Here is a 17,116-nt window from a genome sequence, read left to right on the forward strand (position 1 = left end):
GCTAATTGCACTCTTCGAGGAGAACTAAAAATGCTGTACTACGCTGCCGTGTTCTTCGTGATTGCCATCATCGCCGCTGTCTTGGGCTTCGGCGGTATTGCCGCCGGCGCTGCCGGCATTGCCAAGATTCTGTTCTTCGTATTTCTGATTTTGGCGGTGCTATCCATATTGAGCGGTGCACTTAGAAAGAAATAGACCGCGCGCGGCCACGCTCGGCCGCGCCCTCCACCCGATGCCACGTCATCGCTATGTAGAAGGAGCATTTCTATGAACATGCGTAAACTGATCATTGCCACGGCCATCGGAGCTGGTGCCATGTTCGGCGCCGTCGGTACGGCAGTTCATGCTGCCGAGGGCGATACCAGCAAACAATCTGTTAGTGAGTACGCATCGGACACAGTCATCACGACCAAAGTCAAAGGCGCGCTGGTCGCCGACTCGACACTCAGCGCGCTGGACATCTCCGTCGAAACTACTGATGGAACCGTCATGCTCAGCGGCACCGTGGGCACCGAAGCCCAAGTCGAACAAGCCGCCCGTGTGGCCCGTGACGTCGAAGGCGTCAAGCAAGTGCAGAACGACATCAAGGTCGATCCAAGCAAAGCTGAAAAGAAATAGTTGATAGAGGCGTCAGACTACGACATGAACCGCGTCTGGTCTGACGCCAACTATTTCCGACCGCTGCCGCCCTGACCGCCGCCCGGCGTAAAGGGAAACGAAGAGAACATGGCGCGCGTCTGGTCTTGCATTTGATCCTGCATCTGCACGAACAGGTTTTTGCTCTGATCAATATAGTTGTTCATCATGTTCTGCAGCATCGGCGTCTGCACATTCATAAACTGCGCCCAGGCCTCCGGACCGAATTGGCTACCGTACAAGCCTTTGGACTGCTCTGCCATGCGTTGCTGAATTTCCATGAATGCCTGGATATTCTTTTCCAGGTACGAACCCATGATGCCTTGCATGGCGTGGCCATAGAAACGAATGATCTGCGAGAGCATGTTCGAGGAAAACATCGGCATGCCGCCGCTTTCTTCTTCGAGGATGATCTGCAGCAGAATGCTGCGCGTCAGGTCGTCGCCGCTTTTGGCGTCGATCACCTGGAATTCCTCGTTGGCCAACACCAGTTGCTTGACGTCCGCCAGCGTGATGTAGGTACTCGTCTGGGTATCGTACAAACGACGATTGGGGTACTTTTTAATCAGGCGCTGACCGGCGCCAGTTTGAGCTTGCGTCATGGTTGTCCCCGAGATCGGGCGATCTCTTTAGCTTTGAAGTATTCCTAGTGTAAGCCGGAAAGCCTGCACATGCTTTCCGGCTCGTCTTTCATCAACCCATGTGCAGGCCGCCATTGAGCGAAAAATCAGCGCCCGTCGAAAAACCGGATTCGTCTGAAGCCAACCATGACGTCATCGATGCGATTTCTTCGGGGGTTCCCAGACGACGCACGGGAATCGTCGCGACGATTTTCTCCAACACATCGGGACGGATGGCGCGCACCATATCCGTGCCGATATATCCGGGCGAGATCGTGTTGACCGTTACGCCTTTGCTGGCGACTTCTTGAGCCAATGCCATCGTAAAGCCGTGAATACCGGCTTTGGCCGTTGAGTAGTTGGTTTGGCCGAACTGCCCTTTCTGCCCATTGACCGAACTGATATTGACGATACGGCCCCATTGACGCTCGACCATGCCTTCGATGACCTGCTTGGTCACATTGAACAAGCTGTTCAGATTGGTATCGATCACTGCACGCCAATCATCGGCGGACATTTTGCGAAACAAGCCATCGCGAGTGATCCCCGCGTTGTTGACCAGCACATCGACAGGCCCCAGCTCATTGGACACACGTTCGAACGCGGCCACGGTGGAGTCCCAGTCGGATACATTGCCGACCGATGCATGGAAGGTAAATCCCTGGGCAGCCTGCTCATCGAGCCACTGCTGGTAGTTGCGGCTGGGGCCGCAGCCGGCCACTACGCGAAACCCGTCTTTGGCCAATCGGCGGCAGATCGCCGTGCCTATGCCGCCCATGCCGCCCGTAACGTATGCCAGTTTCCCGCTCATATCCCTTCCTCCTGCGCACTGAGCGCCTCAATAACGTACTACCTGCTACTGATACTGCCGGATTGCTTATTCGATAACCACTGCTTGCTGTGCATACTCACTCTTGGTTCAAAACACTCCCGTCCGTCCATACAAAAATCCTGCTCGAGCGGCTCAAGCTGCTCGGACTTTAACGTAACTGCCTGGCGCCGGTTCGATCGGCGCATAGCGGGTATTTCCGGCTTTGGTACGTGCGCGGCGCTTGACGCCGGCACGTTCCGCCAACCACTGAGACCAATCGGGCCACCAACTGCCTGCACGTTCGGCCGCTTGTGAAAACCATACGCCAGGATCTCCGGGCAAGGCGGCATCGTCGCTGACCCAGTAGCTGCGCTTGCCAGCCTCGGGCGGATTGATGACACCAGCGATGTGGCCTGACGCACCCAGCACAAAACGCAGCGGCCCACGCAGCAACTGCGTCGATGCATAGGCAGAGGTCCACGGCACAATGTGATCCTCGCGCGAGCCGTATAAATAGGCCGGCATTTTCAAGCGCGTCAGATCCAGTGCGACGTCTGCGGCGCGGGCGCGTCCGGGCACCTTGAGATTATTTTCCAGGTAGGTATTGCGGAAATACCAGGTAAAAAAAGGCCCCGGCAGGTTGGTGCTGTCGCCGTTCCAGAACAACAAGTCGAACGCAGGTGGCGTCTGCCCTTTCAGGTAATTGCTCACCACATAATTCCACACGAGCTCGTTGGGCCGCAGAAACGAGAATGTCGTCGCCAGATCGCGGCCTGCCATCAAGCCGCGCTGGCCGATCTGCTGATCGCGCAGCATGGCATGAGCTTCGTCGACGAAAACCTGCAGTACGCCGGTGTCATGAAAGTCGAGCAGCGTGGTCAACAGCGTCAACGATGCGGCAGGATGTTCGCCGCGGGCCTGTGCCAGGGCCAACGCCGATGCCAGCATTGTTCCTCCGACGCAGAACCCCAGTGCGTTGACCTGGTCTTGCCCAGAAATGTCACTGGCGACCTGCAGAGCCTTGAGCACTCCATTATCCAGATACTCGGACCAAGTGGCCTGGTCGACGCCATCCTGATCGGTCGACAGCGGATTGCGCCACGACACCATGAAAACCGTGTGACCCTGAGCGACCGCATAGCGCACAAACGAGTTGGCCGGCTGCAAATCCAATATATAGAACTTGTTGATATTGGGCGGCACGATCACCAATGGACGCTCGTAGACCGTATCCGTTTGGGGTGTGTATTGAATCAGCTGGAACAACGCGTTCTGAAATACGACCTGGCCCGGCGTCGTAGCGACATTGCGGCCGATCTCGAACCGGCTGTCGTCGGTCTGGCTGATACGGCCCTTGCGCAGATCGTTGGCCAGATTGGCCAGGCCGTCGCTCAACGCCCGGCCTGCCGTGTCAATGATCGACTGTTGCGCATCCGGGTTGAAGGCCAGGAAATTCGACGGCGACAGCGCATCCACCCATTGCATGATGGAAAAGCGCAGCCGATTGCGCAACGGCTCGCCCACCTGCGCGGCATCGACCATGCGCGACAGCACCCGTGCCGACAACAAATACGCGTGCGCCATCAGCAGATGCTGGCGGCTGGCAGCCCACGCCGCGCCACGAAAACGCCGATCCGCAGGTGGCGCCAGTACGCCACGCTGCGCCTCGTCGCAAATACGCAGCCACTCTCGCGAAAAGTCGGCTTGGATATCTGCCAGCGCGTCCGGCGCCACGCTAACCGGGACGGGCCAAGCAGCGGAAATAGGGGCGTTCACTTCGACACCTTGTTATGGTCTAAGGCAGGAATGCAGCATCAACCTGCCTCCCCGCGAGATTAAATCACCTGCGTGACAGCCCGATGGTGCATGGCGCCCCAGAGGCTGTCAATGCGGGTATACAAGAACTCGGGTTTATACCGAAAACGAACTGTCACGCCATGCCAGCAGGGCCATGCGGCCAGTCGTCCCGTCCCGCCGGTACGAGAAAAAACGCCCGGGATCGGAAACCGTACACAACCCAGAAGCATGTACGTCCTCAACCCCTGCCCGTCGCAGCCGTAATAGCGCGAGCGCGGGAAGGTCTGCCAGCCATTTGCCAGGATGCCCGGCACGAGGTGTAAAGCAGGCCAGGGCCTGCGGACCGCCGGAGGCAAAAGCCTCGCGTACATCCTCTCCGACTTCGAAATGGTCCGGACCGATACCGGGCCCGACCCACGCTCGCCAGCCGCGTGCGGCCGGCGCCTTGGTGCGCAGTTGCCGCAAAGTATTTTCCAGAACACCGCCAGCCAGCCCCCGCCAACCGGCATGGGCGGCGCCTACCACGGTGCCATCCAGATCCGTCATGAATACGGGCAAACAGTCCGCCACCATGATGGCCAACACCCGCCCGGGGGTTGAGGTCACACTGGCGTCAGCGGCAAACTCTACTGTCCCCGCATCGGCCGCCGGGCTGTCGGCATCGACTACCTCGGCGCCATGGACCTGGCGCAGCCACAAGGGTTCGGCAGGGACCGCTGCACGCACGCGGCGGCGATTCTCCTGTACGGTTTCCGGCACATCGTCGGCCCGCAGCCCCAGATTCAAGGTGTCATGCGGAGCGACCCCTACGCCCCCGGCTCGCGTGGTGCAGAAATAGCGAACGCCCGGCCATTGGGGGCCGGTAATAACAGGTAATCCGTGAATCACGTGCTCCATTGCGTGGCTTCCTGGGCTTGTCTCATGTCTTCGGGAGGATCGGCACGAAAGACGGCTTCGCCGCGGCCGCCCGGATCATCGAAATGCAAGGCGCGGGCATGTAACATCTGCCGTGTCGCGCCCGTAGCCTCGCGTCCCCCGTAGATGGTATCGGCCAACAGCGGATGGCCCAGGCTGGCCAGGTGCACACGGATCTGATGCGTACGCCCCGTTTCCAGACGGCAAACCACCTCGGTCACCGGCTCGCCCCCCGGGGCGCGGCCGTGCCGCAAAGGTGAATAATGCGTAACAGCAGGTTTCGGAGCAATCGGGCGCTCGACGCTCATGCGGATAGGCACGCGCGCATCACGGCCGATCGCGCGATTGACGACACCCGCAGTCTTCAGCCAGCCATGCGCCAGGGCGATATATTCCCGGCCCATGCTGCGCGCCTGAAGTTGTCGAACCAGATGAGTTTGTGCCAAGTCGTTACGGGCGACCACCATCAAGCCGGAGGTATCCTTGTCCAGGCGATGCACGATCCCTGCGCGCGCCACTCGCGTCAGTTCGGGGTAGCGGTGCAGCAGGCCATTGAGCAGCGTGCCGTGCCAATTACCGGCGCCAGGGTGCGTCACCAGGCCCGCGGGTTTGTTGACGACGATCCAGTCGGGGCTTTCGTCCACCACCCCGAACTCGACCGGTTCGGGCGTAAACGCCAGGCTTTCCGGGGCAGGCTGCTCCCAGACGGCGATGACGTCGCCGGGGCCGACCACCTGGCGTACCTTGGCTGCAGCGCCGTTGACCTGGACCCAGCCGGCCTCGATCCATCCCTGCAAACGGCTGCGGGAATGCCCGTCCAACAAGGCGGCCAGTACCTTGTCGAGGCGGTCGGCTCGCGTGCCGGGCGGCACAGTAATACACTGAGGTTCGTCATCTGCCGCGAAGCTGGCACTGTCATCGGCAAGGGCGTCTGTATGGGACATGAAGCAAGATCATATAATTCAGCCGTGCCATCCTAACACCAAGGAAACGTATCTCGTGATTTTCCGTACTGCTGCCCTCTCGAACCGCCCTGCTCTACGCGGCTCGCTCCTGCGCGCGGCCATCGCGCTGTCCGTCGCTCTGACTGTCGCAGGCTGCAGCGGCACCGATACCAAGTATGACAAGACCGCTGGCTGGAGCGCGGAACAGTTGTACGCCGATGCCAAAGTCGAAATGGACTCCGGCGGCTGGAACGAAGCGCGCGACCGGCTCACCGCCATTGAAAGCCGATATCCGTTTGGGGTCTACGCTCAGCAAGCCCTGATCGACTTGGCCTACGTCAACTGGAAAGACGGCGAAAACGAACAGGCGCTGGCCGCCATTGATCGATTCCAGCAGATGTACCCCAATCACCCTGGCACCGATTACATGCTCTACCTGAAGGGGCTGATCAATTTCACCCCTGCCAGTGCGTTCATGAGCAACCTGACGGGCCAGGATCCTGCTGAGCGGGATCCCAAGGGATTGCGGGCCTCTTACGATGCCTTCAACGAGCTGATCAAGCGCTTTCCCCAAAGCAAATACACGCCTGACGCCCAACAGCGCCTGACATGGCTGGTCAATGCCATCGCCATGAACGAGGTCTATGTCGCGCGCTACTACTACGAGCGTGGCGCCTATATCGCAGCGGCCAACCGTGCCCAGACCGTGATCACGGATTTTGAGGGCGCCCCGGCCTCCGAGGAAGCCCTGATCATCATGTCGGCCTCGTATGGCAAGCTCGGCATGACTGACCTGCAGAACGACGCCCAGCGCGTGCTCAAGACCAACTACCCGGACAGCACCATGGACGAAAAAACGCTGCTGACCGACAAGAGCTGGTGGAACCCGTTCTCGTGGAAATAATCTCCGCGTAGTCGATATGAAATGTGCCGCCCGAGAGGCGGCACATTTCATTTATCTACAGGCGGACCACAATGTGGCCGCCCGGGAACACTCACTAATCGCCCTGCTCGCGGCGGGCGTAAAACGCCAGGACCTCGTTCATATCGCGCGTGCGGGAAAATGGCGGCAAGCCCCGCCACAAACGCTTGCCATAGGGTTTTTCGACCAGGCGGGCATCCCCGACCATCAGCACCCCCCAGTCACTTTCCGTCCGAATCAGACGGCCAGCCCCCTGTTTCAGGGAAATTGCCGCCTCGGGCAATTGATATTCCGCAAAGGGATTGCCGCCGCGCTCTCGACACGCACGCAGCCGGGCCTCGATCACCGGGTCGTCCGGCGGCGCGAATGGGAGCTTGTCGATCGCGACCAGGGTCAGCACATCGCCAGGCAAGTCGATACCTTCCCAGAATGTCGCGCTGCCGACCAGCACCGGATGCTCGAGCTTGCAAAAACGATCCAACAGATCGCGCCGGGTCGCGTCGCCCTGTTTCAGCAACGGCCAGTCGTACCCCTGATCCTCGAACGTCTCGGCCAACAGCGCGGCCACCCGATCGACGGCGCGCAAGGTCGTGCACAACACCAGCGTCCCGCCTGGACTGGCCTCGAGTAGCGGCATCAGCGTCTGAACAAAACGCTCGGCAAAACGCGGCGATTGCGGCTCGGGCATGTCGCGCGGAACAAACAGTAATCCCTGGTTGGTGTAGTCGAAAGGGGACTCCCAACGCCCTGTTCGGGCGTCATTTAGTCCTAATTGACGAGTGTAGTGGCCAAAGTCCGCCTGCACCGACAAAGTCGCCGAGGTCAGGATCCAGGCCTGGCCAGGTTTGCGAAATTTTGAGAACGCCTGGGCCACCGACAACGGTGCAGAATGCAGCCGGACATGATGCTGCCCATGCTCGACCCAGCGCACGGCCGGGCCGCTGAACAACCGCGCCGCCGCAGCACCTTGCAGCAGGGCGCGAGCGGTAGAAAGGCCATCATCAGAGGATTGGCCCGACGAATCATCATCCGCCCGAGCCGGCTCGTCATCGTCCGCAGGCTGAGCCGACGCGAGGGCTTGCAGATCCTGCCCCCAGCCTTCGTCAGCCAGTGTTGATCCACTGTTGGCCGTTGCATCGTCGCCCTGAACGACAGCGCCTGCGTTGGAACCATCCCTGGCAGGTGTCGCCCACTTTGCCAGACGCAATGCGATGTCTGCGCCGCTGCGGGCCGCAGCGGCCAGATCGGGGTGCTTTTCCGCGACGCCCGCCAATGCCCTCGTGGCAGCCTCGACCGCGTGGCGCAAGGCCGCCAGCGCGGCATCGAATTGCTCTGCGTCCGGCATGGCTTCAAAGGTCGCCTTGCGCCCCGGCAATTGGTCCAATGGCGCACAGACCAGGCGCAGTTCGCGAGCTGCGGTTTCCACATGCCGGCTGACATCGGCCCATTTCGCGGCTTCACGAGCATAGGCCAGGCCTGCGACCTCCAGAGCGCGGCCGAAATCGAGCAACTGATGGGTCGACACACTGCTGCCCAAGAATCGGGTCGCCGTGTCGGGCAACTGATGTGCCTCGTCAAAGATCACCGTGTCCGCCTCGGGCAACAAGTCGGTCACGCCTTCTTCGCGCAGTACCAGATCGGCCATGAACAAAGCGTGATTGACGACGACGATGTCAGCCTCCTGGGCCTGACGCCGCGCCTTCAGCACAAAGCAGTCCCGAATGCGCGGGCATTCCTGACCGAGGCAGTTTTCGCGCGTAGACGTCACCCGGTTCCAGATATCGGCATCCTCGGGGATTTTTCCCAGATCGGTGCGATCGCCGGTTTTAGAGATGCCTGCGAAGACCTGGATCTGGCGCAACTGCGAAATCTCGGTACGTGATTTCAGGGCGCGCTCGTCGCCTTGCAGGCGATCCAGATGATAGTGACAGACATAGTTCCCCCGCCCCTTGAGCAGAGCCGCCGTCACGGGCGCAGCCAAGGCCGCGCGCACCCGCGGCAAATCGCGGGCAAACAGCTGATCCTGCAGCGTGCGGGTTCCCGTCGAAATAACGACTTTCCCCCCGGCCACCATGGCGGGCACAAGATAGGCCCAGGTCTTGCCAATGCCGGTCCCGGCCTCGGCCACCAGCGTTGCGCGATCGGTAATGGCCTGGCCAATTGCTTGCGCCAGCTCGATCTGGGCCGGACGGGGGCTATAGCCAGGCAAGGCCTTGCTCAACGGACCGTCAGCGGCAAAAAACTCGGAAATATCCAGATCTAGCATCAATCACATCAACGATTAGGGGCGCTCAATGATACCCCGAGCCCCCAGGGCACCGTGCTCAAAATAACCCTCGACATGCGCCTTGTCGCCGCCTTGTGGCAAAATCCGGCCCTTGATTTCCCTTTGCAGCCGTATCGAGATGCCTGACACTTCCGCCACCACGAGCACTGCGCCCAGCGTCGACCAAGCCCGTATCCTTGCCCAGCTTGCCACCGAGCTGGGCAGCCGCCCCTCCCAAATCGCCGCCGCCGTCGAGTTGCTGGACGACGGCGCCACCGTGCCCTTCATCGCACGCTACCGCAAAGAAGCGACCGGCGGCCTGGACGACACGGTATTGCGTAACCTAGAAGTCCGATTGGGCTATCTGCGCGAGCTCGAAGAGCGGCGCGGCACCATCCTGGAATCCATCACGCAACAGGGCAAACTTACGCCTGAATTGCAACAGGAAATTGCCACCGCAGATACCAAACAGCGTCTGGAAGACTTGTACGCGCCGTACAAACCCAAGCGCCGCACCCGTGCCCAGATCGCTCGCGAAGCCGGCCTGGAGCCCTTGGCCGACGGCATTCTGGCCGACCCCGCGTGCGACCCGGCCGAGTTGGCGGCGCAATACCTGAATCCCGAGGCCTCGATCAACGACGCCAAGGCAGCCTTGGACGGTGCGCGCGACATCCTGGCCGAGCGCTACGCCGAAAATGCCGACCTGCTGGCCGACATGCGCGAGCACCTGTGGTCCACCGGCCTGTTGTACGCCAAGGTCGCCGAAGGCAAAGAAACCGAAGGCGCAAATTTCCGCGACTGGTTCGATTTCAACGAACCGGTACGCACCCTGCCCTCGCACCGTATCCTCGCGCTGATGCGCGGCCGCCAACAAGGCGTGCTGGAACTGCGCCTGGGACTGGAGGCGGAACTGGAAGCGCAGACGCCGCATCCGTGCGTGGCACGCGTGGCCAACTTCCTCAAGCTCGGCAATGGCCTGTTCGCCCTGGATGCCTCGCCACGCGCGCGCTGGCTGGGCGAAGTCTGCCGCTGGACCTGGCGCGTCAAACTGTTGACCACGTTTGAAAGCGAACTGTTCGGCCGTCTGCGCGAAGAAGGCGAAGCCGAGGCGATCCGCGTATTCGCCGCCAACCTGAAAGATCTGCTGTTGGCCGCGCCGGCCGGCCCCAAGGCCGTGCTGGGCCTGGATCCCGGCATCCGTACCGGCTGCAAGGTCGCCGTCATCGACCGCACCGGCAAGGTCGTCGATACCGCCACCGTGTATCCGTTCGAGCCGCGCCGTGACCGCGAAGGCACGATCGCCACACTGGCAGCCCTGGCAGCCCGCCATCAAGTCGAGTTGATCGCCATCGGCAACGGCACCGCCTCGCGCGAAAGCGAAAAACTGGTGGGCGACATGATGAGCCAGTTCCCCGATCTGAAACTGACTCGCGTGGTCGTCTCCGAAGCCGGTGCATCGGTGTATTCCGCCTCGGAAACCGCCGCTCTGGAATTCCCCGATTTAGACGTCACGCTGCGCGGTGCCGTCTCCATCGCCCGCCGCCTGCAAGACCCGCTGGCCGAACTGGTCAAGATCGATCCCAAGGCCATCGGCGTCGGCCAATATCAGCACGACGTCAACCAACGCGAACTGGCGCGCTCGCTCGACGCGGTGGTCGAGGACTGCGTGAACGCAGTGGGAGTGGATGTGAACACCGCCTCGGCCGCCCTATTGGCGCGCGTGTCGGGGCTAAATTCCCTGCTGGCCAAAAACATCGTTGCCTGGCGCGATGAAAACGGTGCATTTCCCACTCGCGACCAATTACGCAAGGTCCCGCGCTTTGGCGAAAAAGCCTTCGAACAAGCTGCCGGCTTTTTGCGTATCCCGAATGGCGCCAACCCATTGGACGCCTCGGCAGTGCACCCGGAAGCCTACCCCGTCGTCGAACGCATCGTGGCCAAGATCAAGGCCGACGTGCAACAGATCATCGGGCAACGCGAGGCACTGAAAGGCGTATCGCCTGCGGACTTTACGGACGATCGTTTCGGCCTGCCTACCGTGCGCGACATTTTCTCCGAGCTGGAAAAACCCGGCCGCGATCCGCGTCCCGAGTTCAAGACCGCCCAGTTCAAAGAAGGCGTGGAAACGCTGAACGACTTGTACCCCGGCATGGTGCTGGAGGGCGTCGTCACCAACGTGGCCAACTTTGGCGCATTCGTCGATATCGGCGTGCATCAGGACGGTCTGGTTCACATCTCGGCCCTGGCAGAGAAATTCGTCAAGGACCCACGCGATGTGGTGCGCGTGGGCCAAACCGTCAGTGTCAAAGTGCTGGAAGTCGATGCCGCCCGCAAGCGTGTCGCCTTGACCATGCGCTTGAATGACACGGCCCAGCCCGCACGCCGCAGTGGTAGCGATGTGCCGCGCAATGGTGGCAATGGTGGTGGCGCTGCACGCGGCGCAGGCGGCGGACGCCGTCCCCAGGGCGATGCTGGCCGTAACAACGAGCCGCGCAACAGTGCCATGGCGGATGCCTTCGCCAAGCTCAAACGCTAAGGCACGTCAGCCCAGCGCTCGTCTCACCGAGCCCTCGGGGGCCGGCCCTCCAGCCCCTGAACCGCACCCCAAACGTTGACATTGCGTTCAACCTTTGGGGTGTTTACGTTCTGGCGCCCAGGACAGGCCATCATCCGGCCCCTTCTGACCAAGCCTCTGCCGAATTACCGCGCCAACGCGTTACACTGGACGATTGTCCAATCATGCTTTCCGCCTCGACTCATGAGTACCCGCGTTCTAACCGGCATCACCACCTCTGGCACTCCTCACCTCGGCAACTGGGCTGGCGCTATCCGCCCGGCCATCAACGCCAGCACCCAGCCGGGTACCGACGCGTTCTACTTCATGGCGGACTATCACGCGCTGATCAAGTGTGACGATCCCGCCCGCGTAGCGCGGTCCCGGTTGGAAATCGCCGCCACGTGGCTCGCCGGTGGCCTGGACCCCGAACGCGTAACGTTTTATCGCCAATCGGATATCCCCGAGATTCCCGAACTGTGCTGGATCCTGACGTGTGTCACGGCCAAGGGCCTGATGAACCGCGCGCATGCCTACAAAGCCTCGGTCGATCAAAATACCGCCAAGGGTGTCGAACCCGATGACGGGATCACCATGGGCTTGTTTTCCTACCCGGTGCTGATGGCCGCGGACATCCTGATGTTCAACGCGAACAAGGTCCCGGTGGGGCGCGACCAGATCCAGCACCTGGAAATGGCGCGCGACATCGCCCAACGCTTTAACCATCTCTACAACGGCGAGTATTTCGTCCTGCCGGAAGTCGTCATCGAAGAATCCGTCGCCACCCTCCCGGGTCTGGACGGGCGCAAGATGTCCAAGAGCTACAACAACACCATCCCGCTGTTCGAGGGTGACCCGGCCGCGCTGCGCGCTGCCGTCATGCGTATCGTGACGGACTCGCGCCAACCGGGCGAGCCCAAGGATGCCGAGGGTTCGCATCTGTATACGCTGTACCGCGCCTTTGCAACCGAGGATGAGTCCGCAGCCTTTCGCGCGGAGCTCGAGGCCGGCATGGGCTGGGGCGACGCCAAACAAGCCCTCTACGAGCGCCTGGAGCGCGATATTGCCCCCATGCGCGAACGCTATCAGGCCCTGATGGCGCATCCCGAGCGTATCGAGGACATTCTGCAAGCGGGCGGCGAAAAGGCCCGCAAACTGGCCACGCCGTTCATGGCGCAATTGCGCGAGGCCGTCGGTCTGCGCCGCCATACCGCCATCCCGGCAACAAACAAAACCGCCACCAAGAAATCCAGCAAAGCAGCGCGCTTTGTCAGTTTCCGCGATGACGATGGCACGTTCCGTTTCCGGTTGCTCGGCGCAGATGGCCAAGAGCTCTTGCTATCACGCAGCTTTGATAATCCCAAAGAAGCGGGCGCCCTGGTACAACGCCTGCAGGCCGGCAGCGACCAGGACATTCTGCAGGTAGATGGGCTGACTTACACGGCAGTGCTGGATGGCTCGGCCATCGCTCAAGGACCCGCCGTTGCTGATGAAGCGCAGCGCGATGCGTTGTTGGCTCAAGTGCGTCTAGCCTTGGCTGCGCAAGGCTGACAAAACGCGAACGAAGCCTTTCCCGAACAAGGATGATCTTGAATCCCGCACCAACGTGCGGGATTCAAGAGGCTGCTCTGGCACAAAGACTGCTTAAAACCCGTACAAGCGCACCGAGTTCTCAACCAGCACACGCGTACGCAGCGCCTCGTCAGACAACCAGGTGCTGATTCCCTGCGCCAATCGTTCGCGGCCTATCTCCCGATAGGCGCTGACCTCGTGCGGTGACTTGCCCGGCTCGCGATTGGTGTGTGGCCAATCGCTGGCCCATAGCATCCGATCAGGATTGGCCTCGATGAATGCCGCCGCCAATCGTGCCACAGCCTCAACGGCAGCACCCGATGCATCGATGCGATATGGCGCGGACAGCTTGACATAGGCCGCGCCTGAGGCAACCAAACCCAACACCGATTGCACCCGCGAGTCTGTCAACGCAGTACCTGCCGGCACGCCAGCAAAGTGATCCAACACCACAGGCACAGGTAAGGTCTGCAGAATGGGGATCACCTCTGCGATGACGTCCAACGAGGCATACACCTGCACGTGCCAACCCAGCGGCGCCAACCGTTGCGCCCACACCTGCAGATCATCACGCATGCGCTGCGTATCGCGGCTACCTGTGCTTTCCAGGTTCAGCCGCAATCCGCGCACACCCGATGAATGCAAATCATGCAGCAACACATCAGAAGCGCCGTCATCCAACACCGCCACACCACGCCCTGCTCCATCCAGATCGCGCAAACCATCGAGCATGCAAGTATTGTCCGTGCCATACACGCTAGGCTGCACGATCACTGCACGGGTGGCACCCAATGAGCTCATGTGTTGCTTCAGGTCCGTCACCGAAGCGGCCCCTGGCGTGTAGTGGCGATCCGCCACCATGGGATAACGGACTGGATCGCCCACGATATGAACGTGGCAATCGCAAGCTCCCGGCGGCAGTGCTGGCGTGGCCATGATCATGCCGCCCGCAACTGATCGACCACGGCCTTGCCGGCAGCACGCGTACCGAGCTTGCCACCGACATCGGCCGTGCACTGGCCCGACGCAATGCTCGTAGCGAGCGCAGCTTCGATTGCTTTACCGGCGTCGAGGAATTTTTGTCCTCCTTTGCGCTGGCCGTACCAGGTCAACAGCATGGCAGCCGATAACAGTTGCGATGCGGGGTTAGCCAGATCCTTGCCTGCGATATCAGGAGCCGAACCGTGTGCAGCTTGCCCCATGGCATGATCACGTCCAGCGTTCAGCGAGCCCCCCAATCCCAGACTGCCAGAAAGCTCCGCAGTCAGGTCCGACAAGATATCGCCGAACATATTGGTCGTGACAATCACGTCATAGCGATCCGGTGCGCGGACCACATGCGCCATCATTGCGTCGACAATGACATCATCCACGCGCACCTCGGGAAACTCCTTGCCCACCTCGTGGCACGTATCGATGAACATGCCATCACCGATTTTCAACACATTTGCCTTGTGCACGATCGTCACATGTTTCTTGCGCGTCATCGCCAACTCAAACGCAGAGCGCGCGATACGTTCGCAACATTGACGCGTGATACGACGCAATGACACGACCACATCCGGCGTAATCAGCATCTCGCTGCCACCCGATTCGATATTGCGATCCGCGTAAAACCCTTCGGTGTTCTCACGCACGACAACCAGATCAAATTCGCCTAATCGTGCAGGCATACCCGCATAGGTGCGGGCTGGACGAATGTTGGCGTACAGGTCCAGATTTTTCCGAAAGAATTTCGAAGGATTGATTTCGCCTTTGGATTCATCCTTGAAATCGTACGTAGCCATAGGACCCAGCATCAGTCCATCGGCAGCCAGGACTTTTTCCAACAACGCGGGCGTCACCGTCGCACCATGACGCTTGAGACTGTCGTGGCCCGCCACGTCGTGATCCAACTGCAAGCCTAGATCGAAACGTTGCGACACAGCCTCTAGCGCATCTACTGCAACCGCCATCGTTTCAGCGCCAATACCGTCGCCCGGCAATACAACGATCTTCATGAGAACACCTCGAAAATAAATGACGTTAAGGTTCGATAGATACGCCGGTTTGCGCGACCAGGCGTTGATATTTTTGCATTTCGCGACGAACAAACGCCGCGAACTCATCTGCCGTATTCGGCCGAATAACGACGCCGTCTTCCTCGAAACGTTCACGTATGGACGCATCGGACAGCGCAGCGTTAATGTCTTTATTCAACCTTTGCACAATCGGGGACGGCGTCGCAGCGGGCGCAAAATATCCGCCCCATAAACTGAACTCGAATCCGGCCACCGTGTTTTCGGCTACCGCAGGGACATCCGGTAACGCGGCGATACGCTTGGGTGTGGACACCGCCAAAGCCTTCAGCTTGCCAGCAGAAATATGCGGCATCGCTGCCGCGGCGCTGGAAAAGAAGAAATCGACGTGCTGCCCCAACAAATCCGTCATCGCCTGGCCCGCCCCTTTATAAGGCACATGCACCATCGTACTCTTGGTCCCCAACGCCAATGCCGCCGCTGCCAGATGGCCTGGTGTTGCCGTACCGGACGAGGCATACGTCACACTATCCGGTTTCGCCAATGCAGCGTCAATCAATGACGCCAGCGATTTGTACGGTGAGTCCGCTGGCACAACGAGCACTAAAGGAGAGTCGCCCACCAGCGCGACGGGCACAAAATCCTTTTGCGGGTCATAACCCAGGTTTCGCATGGCAAACGGGTTCACTGCCATTTCACCCGTCTGTCCCAGCAGCAAGCGATATCCATCGGGATCATCGCGTGCAACCATGCGGGCGCCGATCGCGCCGGAGGCGCCGGGCCGGTTTTCCACCACCACGGTCTGCTTCAATGACTTGCTGAGTTTTTCGCCGATCAGACGCGCAAACACATCGCCTTGGCCCCCCGGCGCATAGGGAACGATCACCGTCACAGGCTGCGAGGGATAGTCCGCCTGGGCAAATGCAGTACGCCCGCCGATGGCCATCCAGGCAGCGGCAGCGCCCGCGCTAGCCAGCAGGCGGCGGCGAGCCGGCTGCTGTAGCGAGGAATTATTAGACATAGGGAATCTCCTGCACCGATACATCAATCCAGGCGCATGCCGGATTGCTTCACCACACCGCGCCACAATGCCAGTTCTGCAGACAGCGCCTTGCCAAAATCACCGGGTGTACCCGCAAACAAGTCTGCACCCTCGTTCGTCAATCGTTGACGCACCAGGTCTGCAGCCGCGGCTTCATTTACCGCGGTATTCAATTGCTGAACGATCGATGCCGGAGTGCCAGCAGGCGCCAGAATGCCCCACCACGTCGAAATATTGAAGTCAGATACCCCCGCTTCCGCCATAGTCGGCGCATCGGGGAACAAGGGAGAGCGCTTCTCCCCGGTCACAGCCAAGAGCTGCACCCGCCCTTCTTTAACCTGCCCCAAAATCGTCGGTACCGTCGCAAAGAACACCTGCACCCGGCCGGCCAGCAGGTCCACCGTTGCGGGGCCGCTGCCCTTGTATGGCACATGCATCATCTGCACATTGGCTTTTTGCTTGAATAGTTCGCCGGACAAATGATTGATACTGCCCGCACCGGCGGAGCAGAAATTGATTTCGTCGGGACGCTCAGTGGCCAGCTTGCGCAAATCCGCGATCGACTTTACGCCCAGGTCTTTGTTAGCCACCACCAGCAAGGGGCCACGACCGATCAGCGCCACCGGCGCGAAAGATTTCTCCACGTCATAGGTGCTGGAAACCTCAGCCGCGGCGTTGGTGACGAACGTCGACGTCGCGAACAGCAAGGTGTATCCATCGGGGTTGGCATGAGCCACGTTATTGGCCCCAATAGAGCCTCCGCCGCCGCCGTGGTTCTCTACCACGACAGGCTGCCCCAGGCGCTCACTCAAGGTGCGGGCCATATCGCGCGCAATGCTATCCGTACCGCCACCTGCGGCAAACGGCACCACCAGCTTGATGGGTTTAGTAGGAAAACCCTGCGCGCCGGCCAAGGCGGGCATGACGCATGCAACCGCTAAAGCTGCATATCGACGGATGTGCTTTAAGTAACGCATAAGGCGATGTCTCCTGATTGCCTGAATGGACTGGATTCTTTT

At 60.6% G+C, this 17,116-nt stretch carries 15 protein-coding genes; 5 read left to right on the forward strand and 10 right to left on the reverse strand.

Annotation, left to right across the window (positions count from 1 at the left end; genetic code table 11):
• The first annotated feature begins 30 nt into the window (after positions 1-30).
• Together ACNA0J_RS11675 and ACNA0J_RS11680 are read left to right on the forward strand one after the other, a co-directional pair.
• Positions 31-195 (forward strand): DUF1328 domain-containing protein, encoded by a 165-nt coding sequence (locus ACNA0J_RS11675; protein WP_415819028.1) that lies wholly within the window; start codon positions 31-33, stop codon positions 193-195.
• 72 nt (positions 196-267) lie between these two features.
• Complete coding sequence (locus ACNA0J_RS11680) at positions 268-618, forward strand: BON domain-containing protein (RefSeq protein WP_415819029.1); 351 nt, start codon at positions 268-270, stop codon at positions 616-618.
• 50 nt (positions 619-668) lie between these two features.
• On the opposite strand, the gene phaR is transcribed toward ACNA0J_RS11680, so the two are convergent.
• From phaR to ACNA0J_RS11705, 5 genes are all read right to left on the reverse strand, one after another.
• Entirely contained in the window at positions 669-1,238 is a 570-nt protein-coding gene (phaR, locus tag ACNA0J_RS11685) for a polyhydroxyalkanoate synthesis repressor PhaR (RefSeq protein ID WP_415819030.1), read from the reverse strand.
• 91 nt (positions 1,239-1,329) lie between these two features.
• The gene (phbB, locus tag ACNA0J_RS11690; protein ID WP_415819031.1) at positions 1,330-2,067 is read right to left on the reverse strand and encodes an acetoacetyl-CoA reductase; all 738 of its coding nucleotides are present in this window, start codon (positions 2,065-2,067) and stop codon (positions 1,330-1,332) included.
• Between the two features lie 153 nt (positions 2,068-2,220).
• Positions 2,221-3,843 (reverse strand): class I poly(R)-hydroxyalkanoic acid synthase, encoded by a 1,623-nt coding sequence (phaC, locus tag ACNA0J_RS11695; protein ID WP_415819032.1) that lies wholly within the window; start codon positions 3,841-3,843, stop codon positions 2,221-2,223.
• Between the two features lie 135 nt (positions 3,844-3,978).
• A complete protein-coding gene (gene pgeF, locus ACNA0J_RS11700; protein WP_415819033.1) occupies positions 3,979-4,761 on the reverse strand; it encodes a peptidoglycan editing factor PgeF in 783 nt (260 codons plus the stop codon).
• The gene (locus ACNA0J_RS11705; protein WP_415819034.1) at positions 4,749-5,723 is read right to left on the reverse strand and encodes an RluA family pseudouridine synthase; all 975 of its coding nucleotides are present in this window, start codon (positions 5,721-5,723) and stop codon (positions 4,749-4,751) included. Before ACNA0J_RS11705 ends, pgeF begins: the two co-directional genes overlap by 13 nt.
• 109 nt (positions 5,724-5,832) lie before the next feature.
• Between ACNA0J_RS11705 and ACNA0J_RS11710 the strand changes: the two genes are divergently transcribed.
• Positions 5,833-6,627 carry an outer membrane protein assembly factor BamD gene (locus tag ACNA0J_RS11710; protein ID WP_415819131.1) on the forward strand — a complete coding sequence of 265 codons (795 nt, stop codon included), beginning with the start codon at positions 5,833-5,835 and terminating at the stop codon, positions 6,625-6,627.
• Between the two features lie 94 nt (positions 6,628-6,721).
• Here ACNA0J_RS11710 and ACNA0J_RS11715 read toward each other — a convergent pair whose 3' ends face one another.
• Entirely contained in the window at positions 6,722-8,911 is a 2,190-nt protein-coding gene (locus tag ACNA0J_RS11715) for an ATP-dependent DNA helicase (RefSeq protein WP_415819035.1), read from the reverse strand.
• A gap of 139 nt (positions 8,912-9,050) precedes the next feature.
• Here ACNA0J_RS11715 and tex point away from each other — a divergent pair, with 139 nt between their 5' ends.
• Positions 9,051-11,447 carry an RNA-binding transcriptional accessory protein Tex gene (gene tex / locus ACNA0J_RS11720; protein ID WP_415819036.1) on the forward strand — a complete coding sequence of 799 codons (2,397 nt, stop codon included), beginning with the start codon at positions 9,051-9,053 and terminating at the stop codon, positions 11,445-11,447.
• Positions 11,448-11,669: 222 nt separating this feature from the next.
• Positions 11,670-13,016 (forward strand): tryptophan--tRNA ligase, encoded by a 1,347-nt coding sequence (locus tag ACNA0J_RS11725; protein WP_415819037.1) that lies wholly within the window; start codon positions 11,670-11,672, stop codon positions 13,014-13,016.
• A 93-nt stretch (positions 13,017-13,109) separates the two neighbouring features.
• Here ACNA0J_RS11725 and ACNA0J_RS11730 read toward each other — a convergent pair whose 3' ends face one another.
• From ACNA0J_RS11730 to ACNA0J_RS11745, 4 genes are read right to left on the reverse strand one after another with little or no spacing between them, the layout of a single operon-like run.
• Positions 13,110-13,973 (reverse strand): amidohydrolase family protein, encoded by an 864-nt coding sequence (locus tag ACNA0J_RS11730; protein WP_415819038.1) that lies wholly within the window; start codon positions 13,971-13,973, stop codon positions 13,110-13,112.
• Between the two features lie 2 nt (positions 13,974-13,975).
• Positions 13,976-15,037 (reverse strand): isocitrate/isopropylmalate dehydrogenase family protein, encoded by a 1,062-nt coding sequence (locus tag ACNA0J_RS11735; protein WP_415819039.1) that lies wholly within the window; start codon positions 15,035-15,037, stop codon positions 13,976-13,978.
• A 25-nt stretch (positions 15,038-15,062) separates the two neighbouring features.
• Positions 15,063-16,076, reverse strand: a complete 1,014-nt coding sequence (locus ACNA0J_RS11740) for a Bug family tripartite tricarboxylate transporter substrate binding protein (RefSeq protein WP_415819040.1) — start codon at positions 16,074-16,076, stop codon at positions 15,063-15,065.
• Positions 16,077-16,099: 23 nt separating this feature from the next.
• Positions 16,100-17,074 carry a tripartite tricarboxylate transporter substrate binding protein gene (locus ACNA0J_RS11745; protein WP_415819041.1) on the reverse strand — a complete coding sequence of 325 codons (975 nt, stop codon included), beginning with the start codon at positions 17,072-17,074 and terminating at the stop codon, positions 16,100-16,102.
• Between the last annotated feature and the right edge of the window lie 42 nt (positions 17,075-17,116).

Source organism: Bordetella tumbae, from assembly GCF_965139195.1.
In the GTDB taxonomy this organism is placed as follows: domain Bacteria; phylum Pseudomonadota; class Gammaproteobacteria; order Burkholderiales; family Burkholderiaceae_B; genus Bordetella_A; species Bordetella_A tumbae.

Bases quoted from the DNA above. Each gene is read 5' to 3' on its own strand.
- ACNA0J_RS11675 (WP_415819028.1), top strand. From the start codon at position 31: ATGCTGTACTACGCTGCCGTGTTCTTCGTGATTGCCATCATCGCCGCT.
- ACNA0J_RS11680 (WP_415819029.1), top strand. From the start codon at position 268: ATGAACATGCGTAAACTGATCATTGCCACGGCCATCGGAGCTGGTGCC.
- phaR (WP_415819030.1), bottom strand. From the start codon at position 1,238: ATGACGCAAGCTCAAACTGGCGCCGGTCAGCGCCTGATTAAAAAGTAC.
- phbB (WP_415819031.1), bottom strand. From the start codon at position 2,067: ATGAGCGGGAAACTGGCATACGTTACGGGCGGCATGGGCGGCATAGGC.
- pgeF (WP_415819033.1), bottom strand. From the start codon at position 4,761: ATGGAGCACGTGATTCACGGATTACCTGTTATTACCGGCCCCCAATGG.
- ACNA0J_RS11705 (WP_415819034.1), bottom strand. From the start codon at position 5,723: ATGTCCCATACAGACGCCCTTGCCGATGACAGTGCCAGCTTCGCGGCA.
- ACNA0J_RS11715 (WP_415819035.1), bottom strand. From the start codon at position 8,911: ATGCTAGATCTGGATATTTCCGAGTTTTTTGCCGCTGACGGTCCGTTG.
- tex (WP_415819036.1), top strand. From the start codon at position 9,051: ATGCCTGACACTTCCGCCACCACGAGCACTGCGCCCAGCGTCGACCAA.
- ACNA0J_RS11725 (WP_415819037.1), top strand. From the start codon at position 11,670: ATGAGTACCCGCGTTCTAACCGGCATCACCACCTCTGGCACTCCTCAC.
- ACNA0J_RS11730 (WP_415819038.1), bottom strand. From the start codon at position 13,973: ATGGCCACGCCAGCACTGCCGCCGGGAGCTTGCGATTGCCACGTTCAT.
- ACNA0J_RS11735 (WP_415819039.1), bottom strand. From the start codon at position 15,037: ATGAAGATCGTTGTATTGCCGGGCGACGGTATTGGCGCTGAAACGATG.
- ACNA0J_RS11740 (WP_415819040.1), bottom strand. From the start codon at position 16,076: ATGTCTAATAATTCCTCGCTACAGCAGCCGGCTCGCCGCCGCCTGCTG.
- ACNA0J_RS11745 (WP_415819041.1), bottom strand. From the start codon at position 17,074: ATGCGTTACTTAAAGCACATCCGTCGATATGCAGCTTTAGCGGTTGCA.